The organism is Vibrio parahaemolyticus (assembly GCF_900460535.1).
GTDB classification, from domain to species: Bacteria; Pseudomonadota; Gammaproteobacteria; order Enterobacterales; family Vibrionaceae; genus Vibrio; species Vibrio parahaemolyticus.
The window spans coordinates 2,613,908-2,629,973 of the sequence record NZ_UHIL01000001.1; the positions used below are offsets into that span (position 1 = coordinate 2,613,908).

General features: G+C 44.9%; 17 protein-coding genes. 7 read left to right on the forward strand and 10 right to left on the reverse strand.

The genetic code is table 11. The features are described 5' to 3' along the window. Positions 1 to 13 precede the first annotated feature (13 nt). The 6 genes from DYB02_RS13425 to rpsB all read right to left on the reverse strand — a co-directional run bounded on the left by DYB02_RS13425 (position 14) and on the right by rpsB (position 4,960). Positions 14 to 856 (reverse strand): phosphatidate cytidylyltransferase, encoded by an 843-nt coding sequence (locus tag DYB02_RS13425; RefSeq protein ID WP_005480977.1) that lies wholly within the window; start codon positions 854 to 856, stop codon positions 14 to 16. Positions 857 to 868: 12 nt separating this feature from the next. Continuing rightward, positions 869 to 1,624: an undecaprenyl pyrophosphate synthase gene (gene uppS / locus DYB02_RS13430; RefSeq protein ID WP_005480970.1), complete on the reverse strand. Its 756-nt coding sequence runs from the start codon at positions 1,622 to 1,624 to the stop codon at positions 869 to 871. A gap of 96 nt (positions 1,625 to 1,720) precedes the next feature. Further along, positions 1,721 to 2,278 (reverse strand): ribosome recycling factor, encoded by a 558-nt coding sequence (gene frr / locus DYB02_RS13435; RefSeq protein WP_005456723.1) that lies wholly within the window; start codon positions 2,276 to 2,278, stop codon positions 1,721 to 1,723. Between the two features lie 96 nt (positions 2,279 to 2,374). Next, positions 2,375 to 3,106 carry a UMP kinase gene (gene pyrH / locus DYB02_RS13440; protein ID WP_005484104.1) on the reverse strand — a complete coding sequence of 244 codons (732 nt, stop codon included), beginning with the start codon at positions 3,104 to 3,106 and terminating at the stop codon, positions 2,375 to 2,377. Positions 3,107 to 3,254: 148 nt separating this feature from the next. Next, a complete protein-coding gene (gene tsf / locus DYB02_RS13445) occupies positions 3,255 to 4,100 on the reverse strand; it encodes a translation elongation factor Ts (RefSeq protein ID WP_005456729.1) in 846 nt (281 codons plus the stop codon). Positions 4,101 to 4,231: 131 nt separating this feature from the next. Then, positions 4,232 to 4,960 carry a 30S ribosomal protein S2 gene (gene rpsB, locus DYB02_RS13450; protein ID WP_005456727.1) on the reverse strand — a complete coding sequence of 243 codons (729 nt, stop codon included), beginning with the start codon at positions 4,958 to 4,960 and terminating at the stop codon, positions 4,232 to 4,234. Positions 4,961 to 5,357: 397 nt separating this feature from the next. On the opposite strand from rpsB, the gene map reads away from it, so the two are divergent. The 3 genes from map to DYB02_RS13465 all read left to right on the forward strand — a co-directional run bounded on the left by map (position 5,358) and on the right by DYB02_RS13465 (position 9,500). Further along, positions 5,358 to 6,236 carry a type I methionyl aminopeptidase gene (gene map, locus DYB02_RS13455; protein ID WP_005456732.1) on the forward strand — a complete coding sequence of 293 codons (879 nt, stop codon included), beginning with the start codon at positions 5,358 to 5,360 and terminating at the stop codon, positions 6,234 to 6,236. Between the two features lie 113 nt (positions 6,237 to 6,349). Then, on the forward strand, positions 6,350 to 8,974 hold the full coding sequence (gene glnD / locus DYB02_RS13460) for a bifunctional uridylyltransferase/uridylyl-removing protein GlnD (protein WP_029803846.1): 2,625 nt from the start codon (positions 6,350 to 6,352) through the stop codon (positions 8,972 to 8,974). A gap of 142 nt (positions 8,975 to 9,116) precedes the next feature. Continuing rightward, positions 9,117 to 9,500: a DUF3461 family protein gene (locus DYB02_RS13465; RefSeq protein WP_029803848.1), complete on the forward strand. Its 384-nt coding sequence runs from the start codon at positions 9,117 to 9,119 to the stop codon at positions 9,498 to 9,500. 82 nt (positions 9,501 to 9,582) lie between these two features. Here the strand turns inward: DYB02_RS13465 and truC are convergent, their stop codons facing one another. Beyond that, the gene (gene truC / locus DYB02_RS13470; protein ID WP_029803849.1) at positions 9,583 to 10,350 is read right to left on the reverse strand and encodes a tRNA pseudouridine(65) synthase TruC; all 768 of its coding nucleotides are present in this window, start codon (positions 10,348 to 10,350) and stop codon (positions 9,583 to 9,585) included. A gap of 5 nt (positions 10,351 to 10,355) precedes the next feature. Then, entirely contained in the window at positions 10,356 to 10,670 is a 315-nt protein-coding gene (locus tag DYB02_RS13475) for a YqcC family protein (protein ID WP_023584124.1), read from the reverse strand. 79 nt (positions 10,671 to 10,749) lie between these two features. Here DYB02_RS13475 and DYB02_RS13480 point away from each other — a divergent pair, with 79 nt between their 5' ends. Both DYB02_RS13480 and DYB02_RS13485 read left to right on the forward strand, forming a co-directional pair. Then, the gene (locus tag DYB02_RS13480) at positions 10,750 to 11,787 is read left to right on the forward strand and encodes a DUF3549 family protein (protein ID WP_005479038.1); all 1,038 of its coding nucleotides are present in this window, start codon (positions 10,750 to 10,752) and stop codon (positions 11,785 to 11,787) included. A gap of 13 nt (positions 11,788 to 11,800) precedes the next feature. After that, positions 11,801 to 12,100 carry a DUF3301 domain-containing protein gene (locus DYB02_RS13485; protein WP_005494258.1) on the forward strand — a complete coding sequence of 100 codons (300 nt, stop codon included), beginning with the start codon at positions 11,801 to 11,803 and terminating at the stop codon, positions 12,098 to 12,100. Here DYB02_RS13485 and DYB02_RS13490 read toward each other — a convergent pair. After that, positions 12,060 to 12,545, reverse strand: coding sequence for a GNAT family N-acetyltransferase (locus DYB02_RS13490; RefSeq protein ID WP_021452994.1), 486 nt, complete (start codon positions 12,543 to 12,545; stop codon positions 12,060 to 12,062). The genes DYB02_RS13485 and DYB02_RS13490 overlap by 41 nt on opposite strands. Before the next feature lie 895 nt (positions 12,546 to 13,440). Between DYB02_RS13490 and DYB02_RS13495 the strand changes: the two genes are divergently transcribed. Then, entirely contained in the window at positions 13,441 to 13,728 is a 288-nt protein-coding gene (locus tag DYB02_RS13495; protein WP_029807120.1) for a hypothetical protein, read from the forward strand. 2 nt (positions 13,729 to 13,730) lie between these two features. After that, positions 13,731 to 14,174: a YaiI/YqxD family protein gene (locus DYB02_RS13500; RefSeq protein WP_005456606.1), complete on the forward strand. Its 444-nt coding sequence runs from the start codon at positions 13,731 to 13,733 to the stop codon at positions 14,172 to 14,174. Positions 14,175 to 14,305: 131 nt separating this feature from the next. Here DYB02_RS13500 and DYB02_RS13505 read toward each other — a convergent pair whose 3' ends face one another. Next, complete coding sequence (locus DYB02_RS13505) at positions 14,306 to 15,892, reverse strand: AbgT family transporter (protein ID WP_029806236.1); 1,587 nt, start codon at positions 15,890 to 15,892, stop codon at positions 14,306 to 14,308. Positions 15,893 to 16,066 lie beyond the last annotated feature (174 nt).

Here is a 16,066-nt window from a genome sequence, read left to right on the forward strand (position 1 = left end):
CGCTCCCGATAAATTAGAATACGTAGTATAGAAGAGCAAAGACTGGAAATGCAGCAGTCAGGCTATCGATGCGATCTAATACGCCACCGTGGCCTGGAATGATGTTACTGCTGTCTTTGATGCCAGAAACACGCTTAAACATGCTTTCGACTAAATCACCTAATACAGAAATCACGACCGTGATCAACGTAATGATGATCATATGAATTGGGCTCGTGAACTGGATATTGAACCAATCGGCAAACAACCAGCCAACAATCAGTGCCGCGATGATACCGCCAATAAGACCTTCAATCGTTTTGTTTGGGCTAACATGTGGTGCCATCTTGCGCTTGCCTAAACTTTTACCAGCGAAGTAAGCACCGCTGTCTGCAGCCCATACCAAGAAGCAAACGTACATTACGAGCTTTGCACCGTGGTATGGATCTACCGAAATGTCTGAGGCTCTTAGAATGATTACACTCCAAAGAAAAGGGAGTAATGTCAGAAAACCAAAAACATGTCGTAAAACAAGATTGCCTTGCCAAGATTTTGTGGTTTTCGGGTAAGTAATTGCCATCAAGCTCGCAATAATCCACCACACAAAACCAAGCCCTAACACAACATAATGAGGTGTACTTAAATGGTTTAAGCTATGTGCGTCAGGTGAGATAAAGAGAAAACTAAGTCCGGTAACAACGGCTGCCGGAATCAGTGCAGCAATGCGAGAATTGCTTTCTGTAAATTGTGTCCACTCCCAAAAGCCTAACAGTGTTATCGCCGTCAACGCGATAATAAAGCCCATTAGGGGTAACTTAAAAATGCCTAAAATAACCAGGGGAGCTAAAATTAGTGCTGTTATTATTCTCTGTTTCAAACTAATTAGTCCTTATTGAGCCGTCATCAATGCCTTTACTTGTTCACCAGTACAGCCAAAACGACGCTCACGGTTAATAAACCACGTCACAGCTTCAACTAAGCTGTCTTCGTCAAACTCTGGCCAAAACTCTGGCGTAAAGTACATTTCAGCATAAGCCATTTGCCACAGCATGAAGTTGCTGATGCGGCATTCGCCACTAGTACGGATCAAAAGATCCACCTCTGGTAGGTCTGCCATGGTCAAATGCTCAGTGATTAACTGCTCATTAATATCCTCTACACGAATTTCACCGTTACGAGCTTTAAGCGCTAGTGCTTTAGCCGCTTCTGTGATGTCCCATTTACCACCATAATTGGCCGCAATGTTAATCACCATACCAGTGTTGCTTGCCGTTAGATTTTCCGCTTCTACAATTTTCTTTTGTAGGCGCTCACTAAAGCGGCTTGTGTCACCAATAACACGTAACTGTAAGTTGTTTTTATGTAGCTTTTTTACTTCACTAGACAGGACTGTGATGAACAGTTCCATCAAAAGACCAACTTCTTCCTCCGGACGACGCCAGTTTTCACTACTAAAAGCAAATAATGTCATCGCTTTAATGCCAAGTTTGGAAGCCGCAGCAACGGTCTTACGAACGGCATTAACGCCTTTTTTATGGCCAAATACGCGAGGTTTTCCTTTGGACTTAGCCCAGCGACCATTACCGTCCATGATGATGGCAATATGCTTAGGGAGGGAGTCAGAGAAGGCTTGAGAATTTTGCATAGGGAGTTAATTGAGTTCCATCAGTTGGATAGATTAACACAAAAAAACGCTGCACTGTGAGCACAGCGTTTTCCAACAGTGATGTAGGTGGGAGTATTAAACTTCCATCAACTCTTTTTCTTTTGCAGCAAGAACTTCGTCGATCTTCTTAACTGCTACGTCAGTCAGCTTTTGGATCTCTTCTTGTGCTTTACGATCTTCGTCTTCAGAGATTTCTTTATCTTTTAGAAGCGCTTTTAGATCGTTGTTTGCGTCACGACGGATGTTACGTACTGCAACACGACCACCTTCAGCTTCACCACGAACGATCTTAACTAGGTCTTTACGACGCTCTTCTGTTAGCGGTGGAAGTGGAACGCGAATGATAGTACCAGCAGACATTGGGTTTAGACCAAGGTCAGACATCATGATCGCTTTTTCAACTTTTTGAGTTAGTTCTTTGTCGAAAACTGTGATTGCTAGTGTACGTGCGTCTTCAGCTACAACGTTCGCTACTTGGTTAAGAGGAGTAGCAGCACCGTAGTACTCAACAGAGATACCAGATAGTAGGCTTGGGTGTGCACGACCAGTACGAACTTTAGAAAGGTTGTTCTTTAGCGCTTCAACGCTTTTGTCCATGCGCTCTTGCGCGTCTTTTTTGATTTCGTTAATCACGGTTTCACCTTAAAAATGTCATCTTTCCTGAAGAAAGCTTAAAAGGGTTGAGCAAAGCGAAACGCCATCCAACGTTGCTTGGATGGCGTATTAGAATTATGCGTCAGAGTTGATCAGCGTGCCTTCTGCTTCGCCCATCACCACGCGACGTAGTGCGCCTGGCTTGTTCATGTTAAATACGCGGATAGGCATTTTGTGGTCACGAGCAAGTGTGAACGCAGCCAAATCCATTACTTTAAGCTCTTTATCCAGAACTTCTGCGTAAGATAGCTTATCATACAGCTCTGCGTCTGGGTTTGCTACTGGGTCAGCAGTAAATACGCCATCAACTTTCGTTGCTTTTAGAACTACGTCAGCTTCGATTTCGATACCACGTAGACACGCAGCAGAGTCTGTTGTGAAGAATGGGTTACCAGTACCTGCTGAGAAGATTACAACGCGGCCTTGACGAAGTTCGCGAATTGCATCAGCCCAATTGTAGTCGTCACATACGCCTTTAAGAGGAATTGCAGACATTACGCGCGCATTTACGTATGCACGGTGAAGAGCGTCACGCATCGCAAGGCCGTTCATTACTGTAGCAAGCATACCCATGTGGTCACCCACTACACGGTTCATACCAGCTTCTGCAAGACCAGCGCCACGGAACAGGTTACCGCCACCGATAACTACACCAACCTGAACACCCAGTTCAACAAGTTCTTTAACTTCTTGTGCCATACGATCAAGGATCGCAGGATCAATACCAAAACCGTCTTCACCTTGAAGAGCTTCACCACTCAGTTTTAATAGAATACGTTGATACGCTGGTTTAGGGTTCGTAGTCATGGAGTTTACCTTCCAAAGAGAGTTGTTGATTAACAGTCATGAATAATCACAAGCTTGCTTATGGTTATTCATCACGGCTAATCGTCTACTGCTCATAAAAAGACCGCAGCCAAGGCCACGGTCTAATCTTTGCACAAGTCTCTAAGGATTAACCTTTTTGAGCTAGTGCTACTTCTTCAGCGAAGCTTAGGCCTTCTGCTTTCTCGATACCTTCACCAACTTCTAGGCGAACGAATGTAGCAACTGAAGCACCTTTTTCTTTCAGCATTTCACCTACAGTTTTCTTAGGTTCCATGATGAACGCTTGACCAGTTAGAGAGATTTCGCCTGTGAATTTCTTCATGCGGCCAACAACCATCTTCTCAGCGATCTCAGCTGGCTTGCCTTCGTTCATAGCGATTTCAACTTGAACTTCTTTCTCTTTAGCAACTACGTCAGCTGGTACGTCTTCTGGGTTTACGTACTCTGGCTTAGAAGCAGCAACGTGCATTGCTACGTGCTTAAGAGTTTCAGCGTCGCCTTCACCAGCAACAACTACACCGATTTTCTCACCGTGACGGTAAGAAGCGATAGCAGTACCTTCAACGTATTGTACGCGACGGATGTTGATGTTTTCGCCGATTTTAGCAACTAGAGCAACGCGAGCTTCTTCGAATTGCGCTTGTAGCTCTTCAACTGTAGCTTTTGAAGCTAGAGCTGCAGCTGCAACTTCTTGTGCAAACGCAGTGAAGTTACCGTCTTTAGCAACGAAGTCAGTTTGGCAGTTAACTTCAAGAAGAACAGCTGAACCGTTTTCTTCTTTGATGATGATCGCACCTTCAGCTGCAACGTTACCAGCTTTCTTAGCTGCTTTCGCTGCGCCAGATTTACGCATGTTTTCAATTGCTAGTTCGATGTCAGCGTTTGCTTCTACAAGCGCTTTCTTACATTCCATCATGCCAGCGCCAGTGCGCTCGCGAAGTTCTTTAACTAGAGCAGCAGTTACAGTTGCCATTCTCTATTCCTCGTTTGATTCGAAATAAGGTAAAAAACAGGGGCCTACATTGTCGGCCCCCGATGCTAACTATAACTCAGTCTATGCTACAACAAGGTTTCACATAAACTAAGTGTGACACAGAGCCGCTATTATTCAGCTTCTACGAAGCCGTCTTTTTCAGCAACTACTGCAACGTCTTTGTTGCGACCTTCAGTTACTGCAGATGCAGCAGCGTTTAGGTATAGTTGAACTGCGCGGATCGCGTCGTCGTTACCTGGGATGATGTAGTCAACGCCGTCTGGGTTAGAGTTAGTATCTACCACAGCGTATACTGGAATACCTAGGTTGTTAGCTTCTTTGATTGCAATGTGTTCGTGATCAGCGTCGATTACGAATAGAGCGTCTGGTAGGCCGCCCATGTCTTTGATACCACCAAGAGATTTCTCTAGCTTCTCCATTTCACGAGTGCGCATTAGAGCTTCTTTCTTAGTTAGTTTGTCGAAAGTACCGTCTTGAGATTGAATCTCAAGTTCTTTTAGACGCTTGATTGACTGACGAACAGTTTTGTAGTTCGTTAGCATACCGCCCAACCAACGGTTGTTCACGTAGAACTGGTTGCTAGCGATTGCAGCTTCTTTAACAGCTTCAGATGCAGCGCGCTTAGTACCTACGAATAGAACTTTACCTTTTTTCTCGCCAACTTTAGCTAGTTCAGCTAGAGCTTCGTTGAACATTGGTACAGTTTTTTCTAGGTTGATGATGTGAACGCGGTTACGAGCACCAAAGATGAATGGCTTCATTTTTGGGTTCCAGTAACGAGTTTGGTGACCGAAGTGAACACCAGCTTTCAGCATATCGCGCATTGATACAGTTGCCATTTTAAAATCCTCTATGGGGTTAGGCCTCCACATCCCCCATAATTCCGACCAAGCTTCTGCTCAGCACCCCGGAACATGTGACGGAATGTGTGTGATTTAAAGATAAAAAGGTTAATCGGATGAAGCTTGCTTCGCCGCTTAGCTTTTGCAGAGCGAAGAGAACAGTCCTCTATTCCGGCGCGCTTTATATCATATTTTAGCTCAAGATGGCTAGTAAAAATTGTTTCTTATACTTGTCACATTAGCAGGAATGCTACCCTACTCTCGGCCAGATTCTATTACTACACTTCAAGTAAGAATGACTCATATTCTTAACTGGCTTGGGTTAACCGCCAGATGTCTGATAGAATGCGGCCATTCGCACGTTTACGTGCTTACGAATAAGTAGAGAAAGCCAATGTCAATCAAGATTAAAACTGCTGAAGAAATCGAACGCATGCGCATTGCGGGCAAGCTGGCCGCAGAAATTCTAGAAATGATCGAACCACATATTCAGGTGGGAGTTACGACAGATGAACTGAACAAAATCTGTCATGAATACGCTCTAGAAAAAGGCGCATACTCTGCACCGCTTGATTACCATGGTTTCCCTAAGTCGATTTGTACGTCTATCAACCATATTGTTTGTCACGGTATTCCTGCTGAAAAAGACGAGATTGGTAGCAACGGCCAAATGAAGCCGGCGGTACTAAAAGATGGCGACATTCTTAACGTTGATATCACTGTAATCATCCCGAACGATGAGAATGCAGACCTAAGCGTACGCCCTCAAGGCTACCACGGTGACACATCTAAAATGTTCCTAGTCGGTGATGTTTCACCAGCAAACAAACGTCTATGTATGGTTGCTCAAGAAGCACTTTATGTCGGTATGCGTACCGTTAAACCAGGTTCAACTGTTGGTGATATCGGTACAGCTATCGAGAAATACATCAAAGAAAACAATAAGAACAACCCTCGCAACAAGTTCTCTATTGTTAAAGACTTCTGTGGTCACGGTATCGGTGATGAGTTCCACGAAGAACCACAAGTGGTTCACTACAAGAACAAAGACCGCCGCGTACTTAAAGAAGGCATGTGTTTCACTATTGAACCAATGATCAACGCAGGTAAATTCGGTTGTACTGTTGACGCACAAGACGACTGGACTGTATACACAGGTGACGGTAAAAACTCAGCGCAATGGGAACACACTATCGTGGTAACCAAAGATGGTTGTGAAGTATTAACGCTACGCAGTGATGATACGATTCCTCGCCTAATGAAAAATGCGTAACCAAGAATGACTTCAATATCCCCGCTCATGCGGGGATATTTTTTATCTCCGCGAGATTTGTTAAATTAGAAAGGTTTGTAGATCTTTACTTTTAGCTTGCACGGATAGCAAATATGCCACTTCAGTCCCCTCTTACGTTTTCCGACGAACAAATCAATATCGGCGAACTAAAACAAGAGTTAGAAAAATTCAGCTCAACCCAAAAACAAGAGTTTCTTAATCATCACCCTGTGACCAGCTTAGTATTGGCTCGCGCAGAGTACATGGACTTGTTGCTGACGCGTTTATGGCAATACTTCGGTTTTAATGACATTTACAACATCTCATTAGTGGCCGTGGGCGGATATGGTCGCGGTGAACTGCATCCGTTGTCCGACATAGACATTCTCGTTCTTTCTAACAACAAACTGCCGACTGCGTTAGAAGCGAAAATCAGCGAATTTATTACCTTACTATGGGACTTAAAACTGGAAGTTGGCCATGCGGTTCGCACTGTCAATGAATGTGCACAAATCGGTCGTGACGATCTAACGGTTGCCACTAACCTACAAGAAGCACGTCTGCTTTGTGGCAGCGAAGACACATTCCAAGCTCTAAAAAAGGTCGTGCTATCCGACTCTTTCTGGCCGAGCGAAACCTTCTACCGCGCAAAAATCCAAGAACAACGCGAACGTCATGCTCGCTACCACGATACGACCTATAACTTAGAGCCCGACATCAAATCGACCCCAGGAGGTCTTCGCGATATTCACACTTTGAGCTGGGTAGCGCGCCGTCACTTTGGCGCCACATCTCTGCTAGAGATGAGCCGTTACGGCTTTCTTACCGATGCGGAATACCGCGAACTGGTGGAGTGTCAGGACTTCTTGTGGCGTGTCCGCTTTGCGCTGCACATTGAACTTCGCCGATACGACAACCGTTTGACCTTCGCACATCAAGCACAAGTGGCCGAAAACCTCGGTTATGTTGGTGAAGGCAATCGCGGCGTCGAGATGATGATGAAAGAGTTTTATCGCACACTTCGTCGCGTCGCAGAATTAAACAAAATGCTGCTCAAACTGTTTGATCAAGCCATCATCAATGGTGGTGCAACTGAAAACTCAGAAATTTTGGATGCAGATTTTCAACGTCGTGGGTCGTTAATTGAAGCCAGAAAACCTGCGCTATTCCAAGCCAGACCTGAAACTATTCTTGATATGTTTTTGCATATCGCAAACGACTCAACCATTGAGGGGGTAAGCCCTCCAACCCTGCGACAACTGCGTACTGCACGTCGCCGCTTAAACAAGTTTTTACACACGATTCCAGCGGCTCGTGAAAAATTCTTAGCGTTATGTCGACACCCAAATGCACTTCATAAAGCATTCAGTTTGATGCACAGACTTGGGGTAATGGCCGCATATTTACCGCAATGGAGCCAGATTGTTGGTCAGATGCAGTTCGACCTGTTCCACGCCTACACGGTTGACGAGCACAGCATTCGCCTACTCAAACACATCAATACCTTTAACAATCCAGACAACCATGCGAAGCATCCGATTTGTTGCGACATATACCCGCGCATGCAAAAGAAAGAACTGCTGATCATTGCAGCAATCTTCCATGATATTGGTAAAGGTCGCGGTGGTGATCACTCAGTGATTGGTGAAGGTGAAGCGTACGATTTCTGTATTGAACACGGGCTGTCGAAGCCAGAAGCTAAGTTAGTGGGCTGGCTGGTGAGGCATCACCTTCTCATGTCAGTCACCGCACAACGACGCGATATTTACGATCCTGACGTCATTACAGAGTTTGCGAAACAAGTTCGTGACGAAGAATCTCTTGAGTATTTGGTGTGTCTCACGGTTGCGGATATTTGCGCAACCAATCCAGAGCTGTGGAATGCTTGGAAACGCACGCTGCTTGCCGAACTCTTCTACTCAACGCAACGCGCACTACGTCGCGGATTAGAAAATCCGGTTGATGTGCGTGAGCGTATTCGCCATAACCAACAAATGGCTTCCGCATTGCTGCGCAAAGAAGGGTTTTCTGCACGCCAAATTGAAGTGTTGTGGCAACGATTCAAAGCCGACTATTTCTTGCGCCATACTCACACTCAAATCGCTTGGCATTGTGCGCATTTGCTGCGTATGGATGATCCAAAAAAGCCGCTGGTACTTATCAGCAAAAAGGCTACGCGCGGTGGAACAGAAGTGTTCGTCTACACCAAAGATCAACCAGCGTTGTTTGCTACCGTGGTGGCGGAGCTCGACCGTCGTAACTTTAACGTTCATGACGCACAAATCATGACCAGCAAAGACGGCCACGTGATTGATACCTTCATGGTGCTCGACCAACATGGAGAAGCCATTGACGAATCTCGCCATGCTGCCGTGATTAAACACCTCACTCACGTACTGGAAGCGGGTCGTCCGACGAAGATTAAAACGCGCCGCACCCCAAATAAACTTCAACACTTCAATGTGAAAACCAAAGTCGATTTCTTACCAACAAAAGGGAAGAAACACACCTTGATGGAGTTTGTAGCACTCGATACTCCGGGACTACTAGCCAAAGTCGGACGTACTTTTGCCGATTTGAATATCAACCTTCACGGCGCAAAGATCACGACTATCGGCGAACGTGCAGAGGACTTATTTATTCTCACTAGCGAAGCTGGCGGTAGACTCAGCGAAGAACAGCAAAATGAATTGAGAGACAAACTGATCGAGAAGTTATCTGACGCCATCACTGCCTAATTCGAAACTGCCAAAACATCCGGTTCAGAGTGAGGGCGATCTTGTCCACAAGTTGAGCAATTTGACTAAATATCAGCTATCTAGCTCATACATAGGCTGCTACAGTTATATCAATATCAATTAGATGTAACAGAGGTAGCCTATGTATCCCCACCTCACTGGTTTGGGTATTCATGATCCCAAGCAGATTGAACGTTATTCCCTACGTCAAGAAGCACATAAAGACGTGCTCAAAATCTACTTCCATAAGCAAAAAGGCGAGTTCTTTGCCAAAAGCGTCAAATTCAAATACCCACGCCAAGTAAAAAATGTCTTAGTTGATAGCGGTAGTCATAAATACAAGGAAGTGACGGAAATCAACCGCAACCTTACTTTGGTTATCGACGAACTCAACAAGATCACAAAACCAACGAAAGTGTCTGAATTGGATGTAAAACAAAAGATTCTTTCTGATCTTCGCCATTTAGAAAAAGTCGTTTCTAGCAAGATCGCCGAGATCGAAGCGGATCTAGAAAAACTCAAATAGCCTTTGAGAATCGGTAAACAACAAAAAGGGTTGGTAAACATGCCAACCCTTTTCTATTTCTCTTCGCTAGAGCAAAGCCTCTTTACTTAACGAGTTCTTCGTCCCACTCAAATCGAGTAAACAATTGCTGCCACGTATCGTCGATACTCGCTTTCATCACTAGCTCTTCATTTGTAAACGGATGCACAAAACGCAGCTCCGAAGCATGTAACAGCAAGCGGTGTGAATCAAATTCGTTACGGAACAATTTGTTGTGTTTACCATCACCGTGCGATGTGTCCCCCACAATTGGGTGACGTAGGTGGGCCATGTGACGACGCAATTGGTGCTTGCGACCAGTCTTGGGCTTCATTTCCATCAAACCGTAGCGCGTTGTTGGGAACTTGCCCGTCGAATAAGGCACTTCCACTTTCGCCAGTGGTTTGTAAGCGGTTACGGCCTCTTGAGCTTCTTTTTCTTGTGAGGCGAACTTATCTGCAATTTTGTCTAATTCGACTTTTAACGCGTAATCTAAAACGCCCTCTTCCTCAATCCAACCACGGACAATCGCGTAATAGGTCTTTTCCATTTTGTGCTCAGCAAACATTGGCATCACTTGAGAAGCCACTTCACTGGAGAGCGCAAACACCAAAACGCCAGAAGTCGGACGATCCAAGCGATGCAATGGAAAGACATGCTGACCAATTTGGTCTCGCAGAGTCTGCATGACAAACTGAGTTTCGTGTTTATCTAGCCAACTGCGATGAACCAACATGCCGGCGGGCTTGTTCACCGCAACAAAATACTCATCTTGATAAACAATCTCCAACTCTACTGGAGCCACGGTTTGTGATGTTTCTTGTTCTGACATTGAAGTTACTTACATAGTTCGTCGATAGTTCGAATCGTGTTCAAAAGCTCTGCGTACTGCGGCTCTTGCTTCCACGCTTCTGCAAAATAAGGTTCAATAGAGAAACCTCTTGGCAAAGGTTGGCTACTTTCTACTAAAGCGTGCATTCGAGCAATAAAAATCCACTGCAACCATTCATGTGGATCAAGCGTATCTATCGCGAAAGGCTCCACACTTTGCAACGCTTCTGGCGACGGCATGGTTTGTTGCCATAGCTCGTGCTTTTGAAGTTGTGCTTCAAGTTGGTACAGTAATTCCACCAGTTTTGTGCTTGTAGTCATTAACTTTTACATCTCGAACCTTGAATTAGCCGAGAATGATACCATTTCTTGTCAAAAGAACGTTAGGACGTCGTATTTAATGGAAAACATTCAAACCCTCACCCAGTTACTGAAAAACAGTCATTGTGAATATCAAATCTTCGACCTTGGCCGACGCATCAAAACGATCGATTCGCAATTGTTCGCCGATGTTGAAAAAGGTCAGTGCCCTTACCCATATCCAATGCAGCGTAAAGCACATTTAGCGATTGCTTATTGGAATGAACAAAAACAACCTTGGATTTGGTTTTTAAAGTTTGAACTGGATGAGCGCGGCTTACTCAAGCAATCTGATATTGGCAACTTCATTAAATACGTAGTTGAAGCCATGGGCACTCGTCTAAGCGAAGAGATGTCTGAAGAGCAACAACAAAAACTCTCCAATAATCCATACACGTTCAAACCTTCTGAAGACAAAATGGCGGTATTCCACAGCCAAGTTCGTGCAAATTTGGATCTACCCACCAGCCAATATTACGAACATACACAGCACTACTTCACAGGCGGTCTAGGCTGGGAAAACTGGCAGACGGTTGGCCTGCAAGGAATCACCGATATCGCCGCACGCCTTGGTAAAGAGCAAAATGCGGTCACTCTGCGTAAAGCTCTTAATCATTTACCTAACGAGCCTCTATACGCACTGCTTGGTGCTCTTGAGCATGTCGACTTACAAGAACGACTAGCGCAGCGTATCGCAGAAAAAGCGCAGCAAGAGATTCACAGCCCTGAACCAGATTTGTTCTTGCTATCGGCATTAACTCGCGCGTTAGCAGGCGCTCCAACTGAAATCTCTTTGCCAGTACTAGAAGCGATTTTGCAAAGCCCTCGTTTAAGTCACCAAGAAGTACTGATCGGCATTGCGGGACGAGCATGGCATCTTCTTTCTGATGCAAAAATCGCTGAACAATTTTTGCTGCGACTCGCACAAACAGGTAATCAAACCCTGTTCAATCAATTATTTGCCGATTTAGTTATGCTGCCAGAACTAAGAATGGTATTGCTACCTTTGCTGCACTCTAGCCCATCGGAAGAGCTAGCCACTGCACTCATCAAATTGCAGCAAGCCACAAAGGGATAAGAAAGGATTAAGGATGATAGGAGATCTACTGGCAATACTTGGACTGTGCTTTTTCTGTTTTCTATTTTGGCAACAACGACGTCAATCTGAGTTAGCCAAAGTTGCCATCTCACGAAAATGCGAGCAATTAGATCTTCAGCTCGTTAGCATCGCTTTTGGAGCACACAAACTGAAAACGCCAGACGGAGTCTGGCGTTGGCATACAGTGTATCAATTTGAGTTTTCATCTCTTGGCGATGACTGCTATCAAGGCCAATTGACTATGGTTGGATTCAGGCCGCAGAGCTTTCACCTACCGCCACATCGCTTGTAAATTCCATTTCAAAGTAAGGGCCGAATAAGTCCTTACTTTCTCTTGTTTTAACAAATCCCAGTTTTTCCAATACCGCCATTGATGCTTGGTGATTGCTGTTTACATTCGCTTTCACCTTATGTAGTTCCAATTCGCGGCACGCTTTAGGGAAAAACGCTTTTAGCGCTTCTGTCGCTAACCCTTTACCCCAATACGCCTTATCAAAAATAAAACCTAATTCGGGTTCGGAATCGAGATGGGAAATGAATACATGCCCCATATAGTCACGGCTCGTACTCTCAAGTACCGCCATACTATAAATATTTTCGTCATCCAGTATTTTCTCAAACAATTGTTTGGCAGAGGCTACTGTATGAGGACCATTCATTTCGGCACGGTTTTTCGCACAGCAATTAAGCATAACGAATTCTAGTTGCAACGACTCATTGTAGGGTAGAAGAAGCATTCTTCTGGTTACTATGGCCACATCTGTTCCTTGATTACAGCAAACTTAATTAATCCGCATATCACAAGCTAAGCGAAGCTGAGCCTGCCAAGTGACTGCGGGAGATAACGCCTTGTAGAGAAGCCGAAAGTTAAACCAACTGATTGGAAAGGATATTGATCTGGATTGTTTTTTATTAAGTGTTATTAGGATTTTATAAATTTTGTGACATTGACGGTTTTACCATCGAAAATAAGAAAGACCCCGACACGAATGTATCGGGGTCATGGTCTTACTCGCAGCAGTCCGGCTACTAAATAGTGCTCCATGCATCATCCATAATAGTGGCTGATTCCGTCAGCTCAGTCCTTACGTCGCCGTCCTAGCGGTGTCCTTATCATCCTGATAGCTAACATTCCCCGTTAGCGCACATCACTTGTTCCTTGAGCGGTGTCCCTTGCATCTTCCTGATGCTGTCCATAACCTCAATCCTATGAGGGGTCCATTGTCTATCCTTAGTCATCAACATCCTATTGATGATTGCTTCCTTACAATGTCCTGCGCTCCATGCTTGATCAATCATCCTGATTAACCAAATCGTCTTCCTGACGATAACCAAATCCTTGGTGCTTTCCTGTTCCGTGTCTGCTTCCTGCCGACAAGGTTAAATTTACGCTTTTCCTTAGCTTTCACAATCTACCCTAAAACAATTTTTTTTATTCGCAGCGGTTAATAATATGTTAAATCATTATTTATCAAAACCTTACGAGCAAGCTTTTCTTTAAAACTGATGACGAAATCGTTTTCTCTTACACGCTATGTAAGAGATCTCTCACAACCCACTACCGAAATTGCTATTCGCTAAATCCCACCTCTCAAAGTATGATGACAACTATATCGTTATTAAGGATTGAAAATGTTAACTCAAGACGTCACGAAAGAGCTGGAAACTGTGATGGAGCAGCTGCAACGAGAAGGGAAAGAGCCAACGGTTGCACTAGTGAAAGCACGTATGAAGACACCAGTCCCAATGCCTGCACTCATTACTGTTATCAAAAGCTGGAAGAGCGCGAATCACGTTCCAAAAGTAGAAGTCACTGTGCCACTATCGAAAGAAGAAGATCGCCTGACGGCACTTGAAAACACAGTCGCAAAATTAACCGCTCGTATTGAAGAGCTAGAAGCAAAACTGGGTGAGAAATAAGAATGAAGTTATGGGTAGATGCAGACGCTTGTCCTAAAGTGATCCGTGAGACCATCGTGCGTGCCGCAGAACGAACCGGCGTAGAGTGCACCTTTGTCGCTAATCACGTTGTACCAGTGCCAAAAAGAGCCAACATTCACTCACTTCAAGTCCCTGCAGGTTTTGATATTGCTGACAACGAAATTGTTCGTCGTGTAGAGCCAAATGATTTGGTCATCACATCCGATATCCCACTTGCCGATGAAGTCATCACTAAAGGCGCTCTAGCGTTGAGCTCTCGTGGCGAGCTTTACACCAAAGACACCATCAAAGCGCGTCTTAATATTCGTGACTTTATGGAAACCATGCGCTCAAGCGGTATTCAAACTGGCGGGCCTGCGGCACTTTCGCAAACCGAACGCCGAGAATTTGCAAACCATCTGGATAGAATCCTCGCGAAGCGATAAAGGGCTTTCTTTCAAACATTGAAATGACCCATCTCTGAAATAAGACTCAACAGAGTTCGTACTTCAAACATGCAAAAAAAGCCTGCGAATATCGCAGGCTTTTTTTGGAGCTGTGTGAGGTGCCCTAAGTATTACGGCGTGTAATACGTTGCAGCGCCCGGGCCGACTGGTAGACCAAATACGAATACCCATAGGTAGAACAGCAAACTCCAACCTACGATAAAGCAGATTGAGTAAGGCAGCATGGTCGCGATCAGCGTACCGATACCTAGATTCTTCATGTAGCGAGTCGCTACCGCCAAAATCAAACCAAAGTAGCTCATCATCGGTGTGATGATGTTCGTGGTTGAATCACCGATACGGTAAGCCGCTTGAATGGTTTCTGGAGCATAACCCACTAGCATTAGCATTGGCACGAAGATAGGAGCTGTCACGGCCCACTGCGCCGATGCAGAACCGATCATCAGGTTAATGAAGCCACACATCAGAATGAATGCGAAGAACAACATAGGGCCAGTCAGACCGATGCTTTGCAGGAAGTCAGCACCTGCAACGGCAAATACTTGGCCAAAGTTCGTCCACTTAAAGAAAGCAACAAACTGCGCAGCGAAGAACACCAACACGATGTACATGCCCATCGAAGACATTGATTTAGACATCGCATCGATAACATCGCGGTCGGTTTTCATCGTGCCAACGACTTTACCGTATACAAAGCCAGGGATAGCAAAGAATATGAAGATGAAAGCGACGATACTTTTCAGGAATGGGGATCCTGCGACAGTGCCAGCGTCTGAACGTAGGATGCCGTCTTCTGGAACAATCGTCCAAGCCAACAAAGCAGACACAACCAACACAGCAAGACCAGCAACTTTCAGACCTTTCTTCTCAAGGTCAGTTAGGTTGCCCATTTTGTCGTTAGACAAATCTTCAGCCGCTTCTTCTTCGTTGTACTTGCCAAGTTTCGGCTCAACGATTTTCTCTGTAACGAATGCACCCATACCCGCGATGAAGAACGTCGACACAAACATGAAGTACCAGTTTACTTCTGGTCCAACAGTGTAAGTCGGGTCAATCATTTGAGCTGCTGTCTCAGTAATACCTGAAAGCAGTGGGTCAACTGTACCAATTAGAAGGTTTGCTGAGTAACCGCCCGATACACCGGCAAATGCTGCCGCAAGACCAGCAAGAGGATGACGACCAAGGGAATGGAAAAGCATTGCAGCAAGTGGGATAAGAACCACGTAGCCAAGCTCAGAAGCGGTGTTTGAAATGATACCAGCAAAAACAACCGTAACCGTCACCATACGTTGTGACGCACCCATTACTAGACCACGCATTGCTGCTGAAAGTAGGCCCGAGTATTCCGCAATTGCAACACCAAGCATCGCAACCAATACCGTGCCTAACGGTGCGAAACCAACAAAGTTTTTCACTAGATTGGTAACAATAAGCTCTAGACCGTCAGCGTTAAGTAAGCTGACCACTTGAATCATGCCGTCTGCAGCACGACCTTTTGCTCCCTCAGGACGAGGATCGACAACCGATACTTCGAAGTAACCAGCTATACCCGACATCACCAAAATGGCTAAACAGAAAATGGCAAATAGTGTGATCGGGTGGGGCAACAGGTTCCCCAAATATTCGACAGTATCCAAAAAGCGCGTAAACAACGGCTTCTTAGGTGAGTTTTGTTTAATTGAAGCAGATGAACTCATCTGTTCCCTCCTTGTTTTTATTCCTATGCAATTGTGAAAAAAATGTCACAAAGCGAGCGAAGGGTACTTGAGTAAAGAGTCAATTAAAAGCCAAAAACGTTACAAATTGTAAATCAATGGCAAATTTATAACCAGTTTTTTGCATAAATGTAGATATTTCATCCATATAAAACA

Excerpts from the sequence above, each read along its gene's own strand:
- tsf (WP_005456729.1), bottom strand. The coding sequence starts at position 4,100 with ATGGCAACTGTAACTGCTGCTCTAGTTAAAGAACTTCGCGAGCGCACT.
- map (WP_005456732.1), top strand. The coding sequence starts at position 5,358 with ATGTCAATCAAGATTAAAACTGCTGAAGAAATCGAACGCATGCGCATT.
- DYB02_RS13475 (WP_023584124.1), bottom strand. The coding sequence starts at position 10,670 with ATGACTACAAGCACAAAACTGGTGGAATTACTGTACCAACTTGAAGCA.
- DYB02_RS13490 (WP_021452994.1), bottom strand. The coding sequence starts at position 12,545 with ATGCTTCTTCTACCCTACAATGAGTCGTTGCAACTAGAATTCGTTATG.
- DYB02_RS13505 (WP_029806236.1), bottom strand. The coding sequence starts at position 15,892 with ATGAGTTCATCTGCTTCAATTAAACAAAACTCACCTAAGAAGCCGTTG.
- DYB02_RS13480 (WP_005479038.1), top strand. The coding sequence starts at position 10,750 with ATGGAAAACATTCAAACCCTCACCCAGTTACTGAAAAACAGTCATTGT.
- pyrH (WP_005484104.1), bottom strand. The coding sequence starts at position 3,106 with ATGACTACGAACCCTAAACCAGCGTATCAACGTATTCTATTAAAACTG.
- DYB02_RS13500 (WP_005456606.1), top strand. The coding sequence starts at position 13,731 with ATGAAGTTATGGGTAGATGCAGACGCTTGTCCTAAAGTGATCCGTGAG.
- DYB02_RS13465 (WP_029803848.1), top strand. The coding sequence starts at position 9,117 with ATGTATCCCCACCTCACTGGTTTGGGTATTCATGATCCCAAGCAGATT.
- truC (WP_029803849.1), bottom strand. The coding sequence starts at position 10,350 with ATGTCAGAACAAGAAACATCACAAACCGTGGCTCCAGTAGAGTTGGAG.
- DYB02_RS13495 (WP_029807120.1), top strand. The coding sequence starts at position 13,441 with ATGTTAACTCAAGACGTCACGAAAGAGCTGGAAACTGTGATGGAGCAG.
- glnD (WP_029803846.1), top strand. The coding sequence starts at position 6,350 with ATGCCACTTCAGTCCCCTCTTACGTTTTCCGACGAACAAATCAATATC.
- uppS (WP_005480970.1), bottom strand. The coding sequence starts at position 1,624 with ATGCAAAATTCTCAAGCCTTCTCTGACTCCCTCCCTAAGCATATTGCC.
- DYB02_RS13485 (WP_005494258.1), top strand. The coding sequence starts at position 11,801 with ATGATAGGAGATCTACTGGCAATACTTGGACTGTGCTTTTTCTGTTTT.
- rpsB (WP_005456727.1), bottom strand. The coding sequence starts at position 4,960 with ATGGCAACTGTATCAATGCGCGATATGCTGAAAGCTGGTGTTCACTTC.